Origin of the sequence: Stenotrophomonas sp. 1337 (assembly GCF_031455455.1) — a bacterium.
GTDB lineage: Bacteria > Pseudomonadota > Gammaproteobacteria > Xanthomonadales > Xanthomonadaceae > Stenotrophomonas > Stenotrophomonas indicatrix.
The window spans coordinates 184,085-200,789 of sequence record NZ_JAVDSR010000002.1; the positions used below are offsets into that span (position 1 = coordinate 184,085).

Annotated in this window: 12 protein-coding genes; 3 read left to right on the forward strand and 9 right to left on the reverse strand. The window is 66.4% G+C overall.

Annotation, left to right across the window (positions count from 1 at the left end; translation table 11 throughout):
- Positions 1 to 7: 7 nt before the first annotated feature.
- Genes J2X70_RS04720 through J2X70_RS04740 form a run of 5 tightly spaced genes read right to left on the reverse strand, consistent with a single transcriptional unit; the run spans position 8 to position 6,361 of the window.
- Positions 8 to 991 (reverse strand): MoxR family ATPase, encoded by a 984-nt coding sequence (locus tag J2X70_RS04720; RefSeq protein WP_025876016.1) that lies wholly within the window; start codon positions 989 to 991, stop codon positions 8 to 10.
- A 13-nt stretch (positions 992 to 1,004) separates the two neighbouring features.
- Positions 1,005 to 1,712, reverse strand: coding sequence for a DUF4159 domain-containing protein (locus J2X70_RS04725; RefSeq protein ID WP_025876014.1), 708 nt, complete (start codon positions 1,710 to 1,712; stop codon positions 1,005 to 1,007).
- Positions 1,712 to 3,046, reverse strand: coding sequence for a TldD/PmbA family protein (locus tag J2X70_RS04730; RefSeq protein ID WP_025876012.1), 1,335 nt, complete (start codon positions 3,044 to 3,046; stop codon positions 1,712 to 1,714). The genes J2X70_RS04725 and J2X70_RS04730 overlap by 1 nt, the downstream gene beginning before the upstream one ends.
- 21 nt (positions 3,047 to 3,067) lie before the next feature.
- On the reverse strand, positions 3,068 to 4,702 hold the full coding sequence (locus J2X70_RS04735; protein ID WP_025876010.1) for a TldD/PmbA family protein: 1,635 nt from the start codon (positions 4,700 to 4,702) through the stop codon (positions 3,068 to 3,070).
- A 27-nt stretch (positions 4,703 to 4,729) separates the two neighbouring features.
- A complete protein-coding gene (locus J2X70_RS04740; RefSeq protein WP_025876008.1) occupies positions 4,730 to 6,361 on the reverse strand; it encodes a TldD/PmbA family protein in 1,632 nt (543 codons plus the stop codon).
- A 701-nt stretch (positions 6,362 to 7,062) separates the two neighbouring features.
- Here J2X70_RS04740 and J2X70_RS04745 point away from each other — a divergent pair.
- Positions 7,063 to 7,677: a DUF938 domain-containing protein gene (locus J2X70_RS04745; protein ID WP_059063132.1), complete on the forward strand. Its 615-nt coding sequence runs from the start codon at positions 7,063 to 7,065 to the stop codon at positions 7,675 to 7,677.
- On the opposite strand, the gene J2X70_RS04750 is transcribed toward J2X70_RS04745, so the two are convergent.
- The 3 genes from J2X70_RS04750 to J2X70_RS04760 form a co-directional block, all read right to left on the reverse strand.
- Positions 7,678 to 8,964 carry a type II toxin-antitoxin system HipA family toxin gene (locus J2X70_RS04750; protein WP_025876004.1) on the reverse strand — a complete coding sequence of 429 codons (1,287 nt, stop codon included), beginning with the start codon at positions 8,962 to 8,964 and terminating at the stop codon, positions 7,678 to 7,680.
- Between the two features lie 33 nt (positions 8,965 to 8,997).
- Positions 8,998 to 9,357, reverse strand: coding sequence for a helix-turn-helix transcriptional regulator (locus J2X70_RS04755; RefSeq protein ID WP_223483158.1), 360 nt, complete (start codon positions 9,355 to 9,357; stop codon positions 8,998 to 9,000).
- A gap of 165 nt (positions 9,358 to 9,522) precedes the next feature.
- Positions 9,523 to 13,209 carry an indolepyruvate ferredoxin oxidoreductase family protein gene (locus tag J2X70_RS04760; protein WP_218788298.1) on the reverse strand — a complete coding sequence of 1,229 codons (3,687 nt, stop codon included), beginning with the start codon at positions 13,207 to 13,209 and terminating at the stop codon, positions 9,523 to 9,525.
- A gap of 171 nt (positions 13,210 to 13,380) precedes the next feature.
- Between J2X70_RS04760 and J2X70_RS04765 the strand changes: the two genes are divergently transcribed.
- Both J2X70_RS04765 and J2X70_RS04770 read left to right on the forward strand, forming a co-directional pair.
- Positions 13,381 to 14,016: a tetratricopeptide repeat protein gene (locus J2X70_RS04765; RefSeq protein WP_025875998.1), complete on the forward strand. Its 636-nt coding sequence runs from the start codon at positions 13,381 to 13,383 to the stop codon at positions 14,014 to 14,016.
- 69 nt (positions 14,017 to 14,085) lie between these two features.
- Positions 14,086 to 15,072: a hypothetical protein gene (locus tag J2X70_RS04770; protein WP_059063136.1), complete on the forward strand. Its 987-nt coding sequence runs from the start codon at positions 14,086 to 14,088 to the stop codon at positions 15,070 to 15,072.
- 49 nt (positions 15,073 to 15,121) lie between these two features.
- On the opposite strand, the gene J2X70_RS04775 is transcribed toward J2X70_RS04770, so the two are convergent.
- Positions 15,122 to 16,606, reverse strand: a complete 1,485-nt coding sequence (locus J2X70_RS04775; RefSeq protein ID WP_025875996.1) for an AAA family ATPase — start codon at positions 16,604 to 16,606, stop codon at positions 15,122 to 15,124.
- Positions 16,607 to 16,705 lie beyond the last annotated feature (99 nt).

The window sequence follows — 16,705 nt, forward strand, 5'->3', positions numbered from 1 at the left end:
CAGTGGATCAACCCGGGAAGGGAACGGCCTGCAGCAGTGCGGCGACCACATCGTCGGCCCGCTTCTGCTCGGCTTCGGCGGCAAAGGACAGCAGCAGGCGATGGCGCATCACCGGTGCCGCCAGCGCCTGCACATCCTCGCGGGTGGCGGCGAAGCGTCCCTGCAGCAGGGCGCGCGCCTTGGCGGCCAGTACCAGCGACTGCCCGGCACGCGGACCCGCGCCCCATTTCACCCACTGGTTGATCGCCGCCGGTGCGCCATCGCCGGGGCGGCTGGCGCGGACCAGGCGGGTGATCCAGGCCAGCACGTCGGGGCTGACATGCACCTGGCGCACCGCCGCCTGCAGCGCGATCACCGCTTCGGCATCCATCACCTTCGGCACGCTTTCCGTGGCACCGCCGGTGGTCTGTTCAAGGATCTGCCGCTCTTCTTCCTCGCTGGGGTAATCGACCAGCACATGCAGCAGGAAGCGGTCCAGCTGTGCTTCGGGCAAGGGGTAGGTACCGGCCTGTTCGATCGGATTCTGCGTGGCCAGCACGAAGAACGGCGCCGGCAACGTGTAGGTCGTGCCGGCGTAGCTGACCGTACGCTCCTGCATCGCTTCCAGCAGCGCCGCCTGGGTCTTGGGCGGGGTGCGGTTGAGCTCGTCGGCCAGCAGCAGGTTGGTGAAGATCGGGCCCTGCTGGAAGCGGAAATGGCGATGACCGGTGCCGTGGTCTTCTTCCAGCAGTTCGGTGCCCAGGATGTCGCTGGGCATCAGGTCCGGGGTGAACTGCACGCGCCGGAACTGCAGTTCCAGTGCCTGCCCCAGCGAGCGCACCAGCAGGGTCTTGCCCAGCCCCGGCGCGCCTTCCAGCAGGCAGTGGCCACCGGCCAGCAGGCCGATCAGCAGCTGCTCGACCACGGTGTGCTGGCCGACCACGGCGTGGGCCAGGGCGCTGCGCAGCGCATGCAGGCGCGGCAGCAGGGAATCGAGGTCGGGGGAGGTCATGGGCGTGGTCCGTTCAATTGTTCAATGCGTACATCACGATGTTGACGCCGAAGCGGGTGTTGTCTTCGGCCAGGAAACGCTTGTTGCGCCAGTCGTAGTCCCACTCGCAGCCGTAATCCTTGTTGCTGTAGAGCAGACCCAGCCGGCCATCGACCTCGATGCCTTTCAGGTAGTCGTGCACCAGGTCATCGCCCCAGCCGTTGAGCTCGAAGCTGGTCGCGGGCGGGCCGTCGGGGAAGCGGAAGAAGCTGCGGTACAGCGCGTGGCTGTTGGGCAGTTTCTGCAGCGCCTTCGGCCCGAACAGCCGGCCCATCTGCGCTTCGAACGAGGTGGCGAACAGGCCGTCGATATCGTGGTTGCAGTCGTCGACGAAGACGAAGCCACCATTGCGCACGTAGCGCACGAAGTTCTGCCGTTCGGCGGCGTTGAACTCGACCAGGGTGTGCCCGGCCAGGTAGCAGAACGGCGCCTCCAGCATGCGCGGGTCGGCCAACGCCACCACGCGTTCCTGCGGGTCCACCCGCAGGGAGGTGTAGTCGATCAGCGAGGTGATCAGGTTGGACGGCATGCGCGCGTCCACGTCCCAGTCGCCGGAGTCGTACTGCAGGCGGGTGAACCAGAAGTCGTAGCGCGAACTGCGCGGGCCTGCCTGCGCCCATGCTGGCAGCGCCGCCGCCGAAGCGGCAGCGGCCAACCAGCGCAGGCAGGCCCGTCGATCCATCAGACCGCGTCGGACAACGAGGTAAAGGTGAAATCGCGCAGCTTCATCGGCGGAATCATCATCACGAAGTTGGACTCGTCACCGGCCACGCGCACCGGCTTGCCCAGCTCTTCGATGTTGTTGAGCATGATCACCGGCGATTCGTTGAAGCGGAAGTTCTTCACCGGATGCTTGATCTGCCCGTTCTCGATGTAGAAGGTGCCATCGCGGGTCAGGCCGGTCAGCAGCACGGTCTGCGGATCGACCATGCGGATGTACCAGGTACGGGTGACCAGGATGCCCTTCTGGGTGCCGCGCACCAGTTCGGCGGTGCTCTTCTCGCCACCGCTCATCAGCAGGTTGCCGGGCGTGGCCTTGGCGGTCTTGCCCTGCTTCTGAGCCCAGAAGCGCGAGTAGTCGAGGTTGGCGACCTTGCCGTTCTCGATGATGGCGATGCGCTCACGCGGCATGCCCTCGTTGTCCCACGGCAGCACCGGCGCGTCCGGGTGCCACGGGTCGGCATGCATGTTCACGCGCGGATCGTAGACCTGCTCGCCCAGCTTGTTGCCACCGCCCTTCTTCGACAGGAAGCTGCGCCCTTCATCGGCCGAGCGTGCGCTGAAGAAGTTCATCATGAAGCTGATCAGGCCGGCGGCTGCTGCCGGCTCCAGGATCACCGTGTACTTGCCGGGTTCCAGTGCCTTGGCTTCCTGCGACTCGGTCGCCTTGCGCATGGCGATGCGGATGTCCTGGTCGGCCTTGAAGTCGGCAGCGTCCTTCAGGTTGCGACCCACCCAGCCCGAACCACGGCCGTCTTCGGTGCGCACGGTGCAGGTGTAGTCGAAGTTGGTGGTGCGCTGGTAGCCGAAGTTGCCATTGCTGTTGGCCGTGGCGTAGAAACCCTGGCCGTCTTCGAGGAAGCCTGCAGCGATCAGCCCGTTGCCACGGCACGGCGCGATCGAATCGGCGGCGACCTTGGCGCGGAAGGCCGGATCGATGGCGGCGGTGGATTCGCTGAAGGTCGGGCTGGGGCGGTAGGTCTGCTTGCCGATGGCCGGCATGAACTCCGGGTTTTCCGGGGCCAGGCGGGCCAGGTCTTCGGCGCGACGCACCACGCGCTGCAGCGCCGCGTCGTCGAACTCGTTGATCGAGGCGGTACCCACGCGCTTGCCGAAGGCCACGGTGACGGCCAGCTCGGTGTTGTCGACGATGCCGCTGGTGGACACGTTGTTCAGCGCGAAACGGATGTTGCCGTTGATGGAACCGGCCAGTACGGCCGTGCACTCATCGGCCTTGGACAGGGCGATGACCTTGTCGAGGATGGCCTTGGCCTGGGCTTCGGTGAAGATACTCATGGTGTAAGGGCTCCTGACCGGTCAGCCGAGGCTGCGTGCGGTGTTGATGACGTTGATGCCGTTGAAGCGCGCGGTGGACGAACCGTGCGAGACCGCCGAGACCTGGCCGGGCTGGCCCTTGCCATCGAAGAACGAACCGCCCAGGCGGTAGTCGCGTTCATCAGCCACGGCGCTGCAGGCATTCCAGAATTCCGGCGTGCGGATCTGGTAGGCCACGTCTTCGAGCATGCGGGTGATCTTTCCGTTCTTGATCTCGTAGAACAGCTGGCCGCCGAACTGCGCGTTGTAGCGCTGCTGGTCGATCGAGAACGAACCATCCCCGATGATGTAGATGCCGTTCTCCACGTCCTTGATCATGTCCGACACGCTCAGCGGCGACTTGCCCGGCGCCATGGACACGTTGGCCATGCGCTGGAACTGCACGCTGGACCACGAGTCGGCATAGCAGCAGCCATCGGATTCGGTCTTGCCGAGGATGTGGGCCTGGTCGCGGATGGTCTGGTAGTCGACCAGCTTGCCGTTGCTGATCAGGTCCCAGCGCTTGCACTTCACGCCTTCATCGTCGTACGCGACCGCGCCGAGGCTGCCCGGCTGGGTCTTGTCGGCAAAGATGTTCACGTGCTCGCTGCCGTACTGGAAATGCTGCTCGCGCTTGTCCAGGGTGGCGAAGCTGGTACCGGCGTAGTTGGCTTCGTAGCCGAGCACGCGGTCCAGTTCCAGCGGGTGGCCGATCGACTCGTGGATGGTCAGCCAGGTGTGCGACGGATCCAGGATCAGGTCGTACTTGCCGGGCTTCACCGACGGCGCCTTCAGCTTCTCCTGCGCCTGCTTGGCCGCCGCGATGGCATCTTCCTTCATGTCGTAGGACGAGCCGTAGTTGACCACGCCATTGGGCGTGAGCACCTTGCCGGCAGCCGCGCCATCGAGGTACTCGTAGCCCAGGCCCATCGGTGCGGACAGGCCTTCGCGGGTGCGGAACTTGCCGCTGGCCTTGTCGATGGCGGTGATCGTCATCGGTGCCCAGATGCGGTGCACGTCCTGGTCGATGTAGGAACCGTCGGTGGAGGCGAAGTACTTCTGCTCGTTCACCAGGAACAGCATCGAGTTGACGAAGCTGGCACCGGCGCCCATCGCCGCAGCATTGACGTCCAGCAGCAGGTCGACCTTCTCCTTGATCGGCACCTCCATCGCGTTCTTGCGGATCGGCGTCTTCCAGCTGACCTCGCCCACGCCCGGTGCCTTGGCCAGCTGCACCGGCGCGGTCTGCACGCCCGCGTTGGCCTTGGCGATCGCCGCGGCCTGCTGCGCGGCACGGGCCACGTCGGCGGTGCTGAGCGCATTGGTGGCGGCAAAGCCCCAGGCGCCGTTGACGATCACGCGGATGCCCACACCGGTGGACTCGGTGTTGACCACGTTCTGCACCTTGTCCTCGCGGGTGATCACGAACTGCCGCAGGTAGCGGCCGATGCGCACGTCGCAGTAGGTAGCGCCGGCGCTGCGCGCGGCCTGCAGGGCGGCGTCGGCCAGGCGCTTCTTCAGCGCAGGGTCGAGGCTGGACTGCAGTTGCTCGGCGGCGATCGCCTTGCCGAAGAACGACGGCACGATCAGGCCGCCAGCGGTAAGCCCGGTCAGGGCCAGGAAGTCACGTCTGTGCAAGGCTGCTCTCCATGAAGGACGGGTGGCTCAAGCGCCGAGACTGCGCGCGGTGTTGATGATGTTGATGCCGTTGAAACGGGTGGTGGACGAACCGTGCGAGACCGCCGACACCTGGCCGGGCTGGCCCTTGCCGTCGAAGAACGAACCGCCAAGGCGGAAGTCGCGTTCATCGCAGATGGCGGTGCAGGCGTTCCAGAACTCCGGCGTGCGGATCTGGTAGGCCGCATCCTCGACCATGCCGGTGATCTTTCCGTTCCTGATCTGGTAGTACAGCTGGCCGCCAAACTGCGCGTTGTAGCGCTGCTGGTCGATGGAGTACGAGCCGCGGCCATGGATGTAGATGCCGTTCTCCACGTCCTTGATCATGTCCTCCACGCTGAGCGGCGTCCTGCCCGGCGCCAGCGAGACATTGGCCATGCGCTGGAACTGCACGCTGGACCACGAGTCGGCATAGCTGCAGCCATGCGAGGCGTCGCGGCCGAGGATGTGCGCCTCATCGCGCGTCGCCTGGTAGTCGACCAGGATGCCGTCGCGCACCAGGTCCCAGCGCTGGGTCTTCACCCCTTCGTCGTCGTAGCCGACCGCGCCGAGGCTGCCCGGCTGGGTCTTGTCGGCGAAGAAGGTGACGATGTCGCTGCCCCAGCGGAAACCGGCATCGCGCTTGTCCAGCGTGGCGAAGCTGGTGCCGGCGTAGTTGGCCTCGTAGCCGAGCACGCGGTCCAGTTCCAGCGGGTGGCCGACGTTCTCGTGGATGGTGAGGAACAGGTTGGACGGATCCAGCACCAGGTCGTACTTGCCGGGCTTCACCGAGGGCGCCTTCAGCTTCTCGCGCGCCTGGCGGGCGGCGGCGATGGCGTCCTCGACCGGGTCATAGGAATCACGGTACGCAGTGATGCCACCGGGCAGCTGCACCTTGCCGCGTGCATCGCCATCAAGGAACTCGTAGCCCATGCCCATCGGCGAGGACAGGCCGGCGCGGGTGCGGAACTTGCCGCTGGCCTTGTCGATGGCGGTGGCGGTGAACGGCAGCCAGATACGGTGGATGTCCTGGTCGATGAACGAGCCGTCGCTGGAAGCGAAGTACTTCTGCTCGTTGACCAGGAACAGGGTGGAATTGATGTAGTCGGCACCCGCATTCAGTGCGGCCGCATTGAGCGCCAGCAGCAGCTCGACCTTGTCCTGGATCGGCACTTCCATCGCATTGCGGCGGATGGGTGTCTGCCAACGCACCTCGCCGACGGCCGGGGTGGGCGCCAGCTGCACCGGGCGGGACTGGATGCTGGCATTGGCGCGGGCGATGGCGGTGGCCTGTTCGACGGCGGTGCGCACCGCCGCTTCGGTCTGCTGGTGGGTGGCGGCGAAACCCCAGGCACCGTTGACGATCACCCGCACGCCCACACCGGACGATTCGCGGTTGGTCACGTTGCCGACCTGGTGCTCGCGGGTGATCACCGACTGGTTGAGGTAGCGCCCGATGCGCACGTCGCAGTAGCTGGCCTTGGCCGAACGCGCGGCAGCGAGGGCGACCTCGGCCAGGCGCCGGCGCTTGGCCGGGTCGACCGGGGCCAGCAACTGCTCGGCGGCGATCAGCCGCGAATGCGGCAGGGCCAGGCCCGCCAGGCCCAGAGCGGAAAATGCCAGGAACTCACGTCGTTGCACAGCGTCTCTCTCTCACTTCCGTGCGGCCGGCAAAGGACCGATCCGATCACGTCAACTCCTCGACTTTCGCCAGCGGCGGACATTCGGGCAAGTGACTGCAGTCATGGTCGGGGAGGGTTTCGGCAGGGCTTGTAGCCCTGCACCTGCGGTAGTGCCGGCCGCTGGCCGGCAACCTCAGCAGCAACGTCAACGTCAAAAGCGGGCTCTCCGTGGGATGGTGGGGCGGTGTGGGGTGGCAGGACACGCCGTAAACCCGTCCATGGGGGCTCGATGGCGCCATCCATGGCGCCAACGGTCCTGCCACCCCACACCACCCCACCTCTGACAGATCTCCGTGGCTGTTGGTAGGTGTCGACCTTGGTCGACACATCTGTCAGGTATCGAAATAAATCTGGGGTCAGATCCGTTTTCCGCAGGAAAACGGATCTGACCCCAAGAGCCGTTCCAGCAGATCGCGGAAAACTGTCGAAGGCGGGAGGGGGCCGGTGGCGGGGGTGTCCGCGGCATGGATGCCGCGGCCAAGCCCCCAAGGATGGGTTTACGGCGTCCCCCGCCACCGGACCCCCCCCGCCATCCCGCAGGAGCCAGCTTCTGCTGTTGCTCTGGCAGTTGCCGCGGCCTCTGCAGGTGCAGGGCGCAGCCCTGCCGAGCAATACCCCCCTCGTGCACAATGAAGCCGACCCCGCCTGGACGCCGTCTCGATGTCGAGCAAGCCGTATTCAGAAGCCTGCGAACGCAACCGCGAACCGATCGCCGCTGCGCTCGACCCGTGGATGGGAGATCGCCACCGGGTGCTGGAGATCGGTAGCGGCACCGGCCAGCATGCTGCTTTCTTCACCGAGCGCTGGCCATGGCTGCGCTGGCAGCCCAGCGACCATCCGGATCATCTGCCCGGCATCGAGTCCTGGCGCGCGGAGGCGGCGCTGCTGAACCTGCTGCCACCGGTGGCGCTGCAGGTGGAACTGCCGCCAGCGCCCGGCCTGAGCTTGCCGGAAGGCAGCACGTTCGACGCTGCATTCAGTGCCAATACCCTGCACATCATGAGCTGGGAGCACGTGCAGGCGTTGTTTGCCGCACTGCCACCCCTGCTGCGCCACGGCGCGTTGCTGGCGGTGTACGGCCCGTTCAACTACGGCGGTCGCTACACCAGCGACAGCAATGCGCAGTTCGATGCGTGGCTGAAGGCGCGTGATCCGCGCAGCGGCATCCGCGATAGCGAAGCGGTGCAGGCACTGGCCGCCGACAACGGCTTTACCCGCCTGGGGGATGTGGCGATGCCGTCCAACAACCGCCTGCTGCTGTGGCGGTTGGGGTGATCAGGCGTCGGGTTGTTCAAACTGCCGCAGGCAGCGTTGACAGCTCATATCGATGGCATCGAGCAAGCGGTTCAGTACCGGGTGACAAATCCCCTCCGCGTGGAGTTCCGCATGTAACTGTCGCGCGAGCGTGGGAAGTTGGCTGGCCATGTCGAACAATCCAGACAGTGCCTTGTCTGCATCAAGTCTCATTGCCTCAGCGGTAGACCGCCAATCCATCAAGCGGACGTCCCACCAGCGGTAGTGGCTGCCAATCTTCATCGCCATCTTGATCTTGCGGTGCTCAAGTTCGGTGTAGGGCAGGGCACTGGAGATATCGTACAGAGGGGCAAGGCGGGCCCTTCCCTGGGCGCCTATCAGCAGCGAATAATTCTTCGCGTGCGCATCCGTGCCGCCGATGAGGTAGTTGAATTGCAGTGCCTGCAGCAGTGCCTCGACATCCGAGCGCGGTTGACTGGAGTGATCCCATAGCGCTCGTGCAAGATCGGCAGGACCGGGTCCACCCTGATTCTGATACTTGATTTGGGGCATCACGCCCAGAGCCTGGCAGAAGTCTTCCTGGTGTACACGCTGCCATCCAGCCGCCGTACGTATGCGGTCGTATCGCCTTACGGAGATTGCCTGTGCGTCTTCCACGCAGATCATTTCAGCAAACGCGGCGGACATGCCAACGTGTCTGGCCAGACGTAGGCAGAACACCTCATTCTCGATGAATCCGTCGTAGTCGCCGCTGGGTGGCTTGAGGATATGGGTCGTTGGAATACGACCGGCGGGAATCTCCCAGCCCCCGTCGTCGCGCTGTAACAGGGCGATCTTGGCTTGCGCCCCGGCCAGGCTGAACTGTCCGACATCATCGAGTCGGCGTGCTGCGGCTTGGTCCACACGTACACGCTGCAGGCGTTGGGCGATTTCATGCGTGGACAGTGGCTCCTGCCTGTCGCTCTCGCCCGAAAGGACGGCCGCGAGCCGTTCACTTCTCACAAACTGGACGGCTCCCGCGCAGTCCTCACCCACGTGGGAGAGCAATGCGACCGGATTGCGGGCTGATACATGGAATCGCGAGGCCCATCGTTGCAGCAGTACCTCGTTGTCCGGAAGCAGTCCCCACAACACCGCCGATAGCGTTGCGCTGGGCGCACTGTCCTGCGCCAACGGAAGTGCGAGAGACAAGGGATAGGCCCCCGGCGTCTGGCGCCAACTGTCCGCGTAACGGAACGTTGGATGCCCATGTGCATCCTGCCCAAGGTATCCAGCCACTCTGTTGGAAAGGAGTACGTTGAGGTCCATGCCGGAAGCGCGGTTTCCAGGGAGAAGAGGTTCTCAGAGATCCTTGCTGCGGTTACGACCATCGATCGGCACACCTGCCTTGCGACGTTCATCCGGGTACAGCCGGTTGCCATCCACGATAGTGTCGATATCGGGCAGCACTAGAGGCATTTCCGACGAATCAGCAACGGATGACTCGCCCTCGACGTTACCGACGGTCAGTACCAGGCCGAGTACATTCAGTGTCCGCAGTACAAGTTGCAGTTCGGCCCGGGGTTTGCCCTTCTCCATTTCGATGACCCACTGCCGGCTCACTCCCACGCGTTCGGCCAACTGCGCCTGATCCCAGCGGAGTGTCTTGCGACGTTGGCGGATGACCACGCCCAGGTCTCGGGAAGTTCGGAGGACGTCCATTCCGCGAATGTATGCGCTCGACGACATCCAGGCAATAGTCGCCGTTCGATGACATTTCGTCGAATGTAATCGAACGGCGACTATTTACAAAATGTCAGCGTTCGTTGTCATGAAGCGACGGTATGCGTGGGGCAGGCAGAGGCCGGCCAGCGGCCGGCACTCCCTTCAAGCCACCTGCACGATATGCAGCGCCTTCGGGTTGCGCCACTGCGCCAGCAGCACTGCTTCGCGGGCCTTGGCCTTCTCGAAGTGCGCTTCCTTGACGTGGCCGAAGCCGCGGATGTGCTCGGGCACGCTGGCAATCTCCACCGCCAGTGCCAGGCGGTCGTCATCCAGTCCGTCGATCAGCTGCTGCACAGTCGCCTCGTAATCGGTGATCAGCTGGCGCTCCATGCGACGCTCTTCGGTGCGGCCGAACACATCCAGGCGACCACCGCGCAGGAACTTCAGCTTCGCCAGCAGGCCGAACGCCTTGAACATCCACGGGCCGTATTCCTTCTTCTGCAGCCGGCCCTGTTCGTCCTTCCTGGCGAACAGCGGCGGTGCCAGATGGAAACGCAGCTGGTAATCGCCTTCGAACTGCTGCTGCAGGCGCCGCTGGAAATCGCCGCTGGTGTACAGACGCGCCACTTCGTACTCGTCCTTGTACGCCATCAGCTTGAACAGGTAGCGGGCCACGGTTTCGGTCAACGCGGTGGAGCCGCCGATGCGCTCGGCTTCGGCCGCGCGTACGCGCTCGACCAGGCTGCGGTAGCGGTTGGCGTAGGCGGCATCCTGGTAGTCGGTCAGGAAGGCCGAGCGGCGCTCGATCATCTCGTCCAGCGAGCGCGACAGGCGCGCGTCGTCCAGCGGCAGGAAGGCGACATCACCACCGTGCGTCGGCAGCCCGCGCAGCTCGCGCTCGTCACCGGTGTTGCGCGGTGCGGCGGTAGCGCCCCACTCGTTGCCTTCCCATTCGCCCGGCGGCAGCGCATGCAGCGGGCCCGGCGTGTTCTCGGTGTCGGTGTGGCGGTTACGCACCAGGCCGGCGGCCTGCTGCACGGCCTGCGGATCGACCGCGGCCAGGCGGCCCCAGGCGAAGGCCTGCTGGTTCATCGCCACGGCCGCGCCGTTGAGTTCGATGGCGCGCATCAGCGACTCGAACGACAGCGGCACCAGGCCCTGCTGCCAGGCGTAGCCGAGGATGAACAGGTTGGCGGCGATCGCATCGCCGAGCAGCGCGGTGGCCAGCTGGGTTGCGTCCAGCAGCAGCGGCTCCTCGCCACCCAGGGCCACGCGCACGCCGGCGATGATGTCGGCGGCGGGGAACTGCATGTCCGGGCGGGTGGTGAAGGTGCCCGGCATCGCTTCGTAGGTATTGAGCACCACCTGCGAACGGCCAGCGCGTACCTTCGACAGCGCCCAGTAGTCGTTGACCACCACCATGTCGCAGCCCAGCACCAGATCGGCTTCACCAGCGGCGATGCGCACCGCATGGATGTCGTCCGGGCGGCGGGCGATGCGGATGTGCGTGGTCACCGCGCCACCCTTCTGCGCCAGGCCGGTCTGGTCGAGCACCGAGGCGCCCTTGCCTTCAAGGTGACCGGCCATGCCCAGCAGGGCGCCGATGGTTACCACGCCGGTACCGCCAACGCCGGTGATCAGGATGTTCCAGGGGTGCTCCAGGGTGCCGCGCACCACCGGTGCCGGCAGGTTGTCCAGCAGCGTGGAGGCATCGCGCTTGCTGCCCTTGCGCGGTTGCCCACCGTGCACGGTGACGAAGCTCGGGCAGAAGCCGTTGACGCAGGAATAGTCCTTGTTGCAGTTGGACTGGTCGATGTCGCGCTTGCGACCGAACTCGGTCTCCTTCGGCAGCACCGACACGCAGAAACTCTTCTTGCCGCAGTCGCCGCAGCCTTCGCAGACCAGCGAATTGATCATCACCCGCTTGGCCGGGTCTTCCAGCTTGCCGCGCTTGCGGCGGCGGCGCTTCTCGGTGGCGCAGGTCTGTTCGTAGATCAGGATCGAAACACCCTTCACTTCGCGCAGGCGCTTCTGCACCGCATCCAGCTCGCTGCGGTCGTGGAATTCCACGTCGCTGGGGAAATGCTCGCGCTGGCGCGTCCACTTGGCGATGTTGTCCGACAACACCATGATGGTGTGGATGCCCTCGGCCCGCATCTGCTTTGCGATGTCCGGCACGCTCAACGGGCCGTCCACCGGCTGCCCGCCGGTCATCGCCACCGCGTCGTTGTAGAGGATCTTGTAAGTGATGTTGACGCCGGCGGCGATCGCCTGGCGGATGGCCAGCGAACCGCTATGGAAATAGGTGCCGTCGCCCAGGTTCTGGAACACGTGCTGGGTGTCGGTGAACGCGGCCTGCCCGGCCCACGTCACGCCTTCGCCACCCATGTGGGTGAAGGTGTCGGTGCTGCGGTCCATCCAGGTCACCATGTAATGGCAACCGATGCCAGCCAGCGCACGCGAACCGTCCGGCACGGTGGTGGAGGTGTTGTGCGGGCAGCCGGAGCAGTAGTGCGGCACGCGCGGGAAGCTGGCGCGCGGCAACGCAAGCTCGGCTTCCTTCTCCTGCATCCACTGCAGGCGCTGCTCGATGGATTCGTTGTTGAAGAACTTCTGGATGCGGCGACCGATCACGCCGGCGATGGTGGCCGGGGTCAGTTCGCCGGTGGACGGCAGGATCCACTCGCCGGCCTCGTCGTACTTGCCGACGATGGACGGGCGCTGGCCCCAGCTGGCCGGCCAGTTGAAGAACTGCTCCTTCATCTGGCGCTCGATGAAGGCACGCTTCTCCTCCACCACGATGATGTCTTCCAGGCCCTGCGCAAAGCGCGCGATGCCTTCCGGTTCCAGCGGCCAGGTCATGCCGACCTTGTACACGCGGATGCCGATGTCGGCGCAGGCCTGCTCGTCCAGGCCCAGGTATTCCAGTGCCTGCAGCACGTCCAGGTAGCTCTTGCCGGTGGTGACGATGCCCAGCCGCGCACGCGGCGCGTCCATCACCACCTTGTCGATGCCGTTGGCACGCGCGAAGGCCTGCGCGGCTTTCACCGCATAGCGGTGCAGGCGCATCTCCTGGTCCAGCGGCGGATCGGGCCAGCGGATGTTGAGGCCGCCGGCGGGCATGTCGAAGTCCTCCGGCAGCACGATGCGCCGGGCCAGCGGATCAACCTCGACCGAGGCCGACGATTCCACCGTCTCGGCAATCGTCTTGAAGCCGACCCAACGCCCGGTGTAACGGCTCATCGCCCAGCCGAGCAGGCCCATGTCGAGGATGTCCTGCACGCCGGCCGGGTTCAGCACCGGCATCATCGCGCTGACGAATTCGTCCTCGCTGCCATGCGGCAGCGTCGAGCTGCGGCAGGCATGGTCATCGGCGGCCAGTGCCAGCACACCACCATGGCGCGACGTGCCGGCGGCATTGGCGTGCTTGAACACGTCGCCGCAGCGGTCCACGCCCGGGCCCTTGCCGTACCACATGCCGAATACGCCCTGCACGTTGGCACCGGGGAACAGATTGGTCTGCTGGGTACCCCACACCATGGTGGCGCCCAGGTCCTCGTTGAGGCCCGGGGTGAACTTCACCTTGGCCGTTTCCAGGTGCTTGCGCGCGCGCCACAGTTCCAGGTCGAAGCCGCCCAGCGGGCTGCCGCGATAGCCACTGATGAAACCGGCGCTGTCGATGCCCGCAGCTTCGTCGCGCAGGCGCTGCATCAGCGGCAGCCGCACCAGCGCCTGCACGCCACTCAGGTAGATCCGCCCTTCGTTGCGGGTGTACTTGTGGTCGAGCGTGTAATCACGGTCGAGCAGGTCGGCGGAAGCGGGCGAGGTGAGTTGCGCGGTACTGGTCATGGCTGGCCTGTCAGGATCGGCTGGCACCGGCCGCGCAGGTGCACGCGGCGGGAAAGGCGCGAATTGTAACAGTGGGGGGCCAGGGCCCCCGGCACTCGCGCCGGGGCCGTGCTGGGGTTAGGATCGGGGAGAGAGAGGGAGGGTTGGTGTTTCAACCTTGGGGGAATTGGGATGTCAGTTGCAGGACAGTTCCTGGCCGGCGTGTTGCTGGTTTCGGGAGCGGCCACTGTGTGGGCCGCGCCGGCATTGCCGGCACCGCAGGAGTTCTATTTCGACAGCGACGCCGCTGCCGCGCCGATCACGGTGGTGCAGGGTGAAGGCGAAGACCTGGTGGCACAGCTGCTGAAGCATCGCGAGCGTGGCCGCAAGGGGCTGGAAGCCACGGCGCAGCTGGCGTCGGTGGCCATCGCGCAGGGGCGCGCGGAACTGGGCGACAAGCTCTATCGCGAGGCACTGGCCGAGGCGCCGGTGCAGAGCGCGCTGGGCCGCAGCGTACGCTGGAACTATGGCTGGGACCTGTTGCGGCAGGGCCAGGCGCTGGCCGCGCTGGAACAGTGGCAGGCCGCTGCCAGCACCCTGCGCAGCAATCCGGGCTGGGTACCGCCGAGCTATGCGTTGGCGCTGTGGCGGGCTGGCCAGCAGCAGGAGGCGGTGAAGTGGTATGCCGCCGCCGTACGGACCGAGCCGGGGCAATGGCGCGACAGCAGTCATTACGCGCAGCTGTTGCCGCAATGGCGCGACGACGAGCGTGCCACGCTGGGTGAAGTACAGCAGGCCTGGGCGGCCGCACCTCCAGCCTGGCCCTGACAGCGGCCGGCCGCTGGCGGCGTGCAAGGGGGCCTACAATGGTTGGCCCTTCGCTGCCATGAGCTCCGGATGCGCCAACGCGCTACCTTGCTGTTGTTCCTGTCGCTGCTGCTGCCAGGGGGACTGAATGCTCAGGACCGGTCCGTGCCGGACTGGCTGCAGCCGGTCGTCACCCGCATCGCCGCCCTGCAGGCCAGCGATGTCCCGGCCGAGCGCTGGCAGGGGGCCGAGTTGTCGCTGGCATTGGGCGTACAGGCCGACGGCCAGCGCCTGACCGATGCCGATGCACTCACGCCGGTTTTCCTGGACGCCTGGCAGGCCGCGCCAGCGCACCGCTTCCACCGCCACCGCCTGTTGCGGCTGTGCCAGGGCACGCTCACCTGCGGTGACCCCGTCGGTCGCAATCTTGGCTTGCCCACGGCTGCGCCCACAGGTGCCGGGCTGTTGCCGGCACTGCTGGAGGCGCAGCGTGCGGACGATCAGGACAACGGCGAGGGCGCGTGGCAGGCGGTGCAGGTGGCCTGGCGGTTGGAAGAAGTCGGCATGGCGACACAGCAGCTGCGCGCCGCCGCGGAACGGCAACCGTTCGGTGATGGGACGCGGCGGCTGCTGGCGATGCAGCTGCAGGCGCTGGCAGGGGTGTCGTTGTCCGACACGCCGCTGGAGGAGGCGGACCGCAGCCCGCGGCAGATCGTCGAAGACGCCCTGCTGGGGTCGCTGGAGGAACGCACCTTGTGGGACTTCGCCGGCATTGCGCTGTGCGGGCAGGCACAGCACAGCGCAACGTGCAGGAGGCTGGCCACGCAGATGACAGCCAGTGGCGATCTGGGTCTGCAGGAACTGGCGCTGCGGCTGGTGCCCGCCGATCCTGATGCCCAGCGCGCACTTGACTGGCTGCAGTGGCAACAGCTGAGTGCGCGGCGGCGGGGGCTGCCCGCCGGCTACCTGCAGCGCGCCGCGCGCGAAGGCACGACGGCAGCCATCAGCCGCCTGTTGCAGGAAAACGGTCTGCCGCTGACCCCGCCCGCTGGCTGGAGCCCAGACACCGCACCCTGACCGACAGGGAATCCACGCCCCGCGTGGATGGACGCGGTGGCGGCGACCCTCAGTCGTCCGCGGACACCGTGCGCCCCGACGCCCATTCCCGCAACGCCGCCACCTGCTCGGCCATCAGCACCGACAACGGCCGTGTCGTGCGGATCTCGCCCATCAGCAGCTCGGTGTCCAGCGGCCGGCCTTCGGCATGCGCCGAATACAGCCCGGCCACGATCGCCTGCTCGATTTCCGCACCGGAAAACCCGTTGGCCGCTGCGGCCAGTGCCGGCAGCGCGAAGTCGTCGGCATTGAGCTGGCGCCGTCCCAAGTGCAGCCGCAGCAGTTCCACGCGCACATCGGCCGAGGGCAGGTCGACGAAGAAGATCTCGTCGAAGCGGCCCTTGCGCAGCAGCTCGGCCGGCAGCTCGTGCACCTGGTTGGCGGTGGCCACGATGAACACCGGCGCCTTGCGCTCGGCCATCCAGGTCAGCAGGTAGCCGAGCACGCGGCGCGACACGCCGCCATCCTCGGTGCCGGTGGCCAGGCCCTTTTCGATCTCATCCATCCACAGCACGCACGGCGCCAGCTGCTCGGCCGAGGCCAGTGCCTGGCGCAGGTTGGCTTCGGTCTCGCCGTGGTACTTGTTGTACAGCGCGCCCACGTCCAGGCGCAGCAGCGGCACGCCGAAGCCGGCGGCGGTGGCCTTGGCCAGCATCGACTTGCCGCAGCCCTGCACGCCCAGCAGCAGCATGCCGCGCGGCGGGTCCAGCCCGGCCGGTGCCGAGCCGGCGATGAAGGCGACGCGACGCTGGTTGATCCAGCGCTTGAGCCGGTTGGCGCCGGCCACATCGCCGAAGCGCGCGCTGTCATGTTCAAAGAACAGGTGGCCGCTGCGGTTGAGCAGCTCGAACTTCAGCCGCGCCAACTGTGGCAGGTCGTCGTCGCGCAGCGCGCCATCGGCATAGATCAGCTGCCGCGCGATGCGCCGCGCATCGACCAGGCTCAGGCCCTGCAGGTTCTTCAGGATCTTCTTGACCGCCTCGCTGTCCACTTCCACCCGGCGCCCGCCGTGTTCGCGTGCATAGGCATCGGCTTCCTCGCGCAGCATCTTCAACAGTGCATTGGCGTCGGGCAGGCGCGGGTTGAAGCGCACCGCCAGGGCTTCCAGTTCGGCGGGCAGTTCCACCTTGGCGCCGATCAGCACCAGCACGTGCGGTTCGCTGTGGCGGCGCTGGATCAGGTCGCGCAGGGCACGCTGGTGGCTGGCGTAGCCCAGGTAAGGGTGGAAATCGAGCAGCAGGTACACGCCGCGCTGGTCGGCCTGGCGGATCATCTGCAATGCGGCGCTGGCATCGGGCGGACCGACCGGCTCGTCCTCGCGCTCCAGGTCGATGCGACGCAGGCCCTCGGTGATCGACCAGCGGTGCAGGGCCCGCCAGACATGCATCAGCGTCTGCCGGAACAGCTCGACGATGCGACCCTCATCCTGGGTCTCGACCACGATCAACGGCGTGTTGGCGCGGATCAGCGCGCTCAGGTCCTGCAGTTCGCTCATGGCGGTTCGATCCTTCGGGGGCGCCACGATAGCAAAGGCCGGGGGCACTGGTTCAGCACGGCTCTACCTTCCGTCACCATCGGCGGTGTACGCTCGGGG

Coding starts and splice junctions, on each gene's coding strand:
- J2X70_RS04720 (WP_025876016.1), bottom strand. CDS start 991: ATGACCTCCCCCGACCTCGATTCCCTGCTGCCGCGCCTGCATGCGCTG.
- J2X70_RS04725 (WP_025876014.1), bottom strand. CDS start 1,712: ATGGATCGACGGGCCTGCCTGCGCTGGTTGGCCGCTGCCGCTTCGGCG.
- J2X70_RS04730 (WP_025876012.1), bottom strand. CDS start 3,046: ATGAGTATCTTCACCGAAGCCCAGGCCAAGGCCATCCTCGACAAGGTC.
- J2X70_RS04745 (WP_059063132.1), top strand. CDS start 7,063: ATGTCGAGCAAGCCGTATTCAGAAGCCTGCGAACGCAACCGCGAACCG.
- J2X70_RS04750 (WP_025876004.1), bottom strand. CDS start 8,964: ATGGACCTCAACGTACTCCTTTCCAACAGAGTGGCTGGATACCTTGGG.
- J2X70_RS04755 (WP_223483158.1), bottom strand. CDS start 9,357: ATGGACGTCCTCCGAACTTCCCGAGACCTGGGCGTGGTCATCCGCCAA.
- J2X70_RS04760 (WP_218788298.1), bottom strand. CDS start 13,209: ATGACCAGTACCGCGCAACTCACCTCGCCCGCTTCCGCCGACCTGCTC.
- J2X70_RS04765 (WP_025875998.1), top strand. CDS start 13,381: ATGTCAGTTGCAGGACAGTTCCTGGCCGGCGTGTTGCTGGTTTCGGGA.
- J2X70_RS04770 (WP_059063136.1), top strand. CDS start 14,086: ATGCGCCAACGCGCTACCTTGCTGTTGTTCCTGTCGCTGCTGCTGCCA.
- J2X70_RS04775 (WP_025875996.1), bottom strand. CDS start 16,606: ATGAGCGAACTGCAGGACCTGAGCGCGCTGATCCGCGCCAACACGCCG.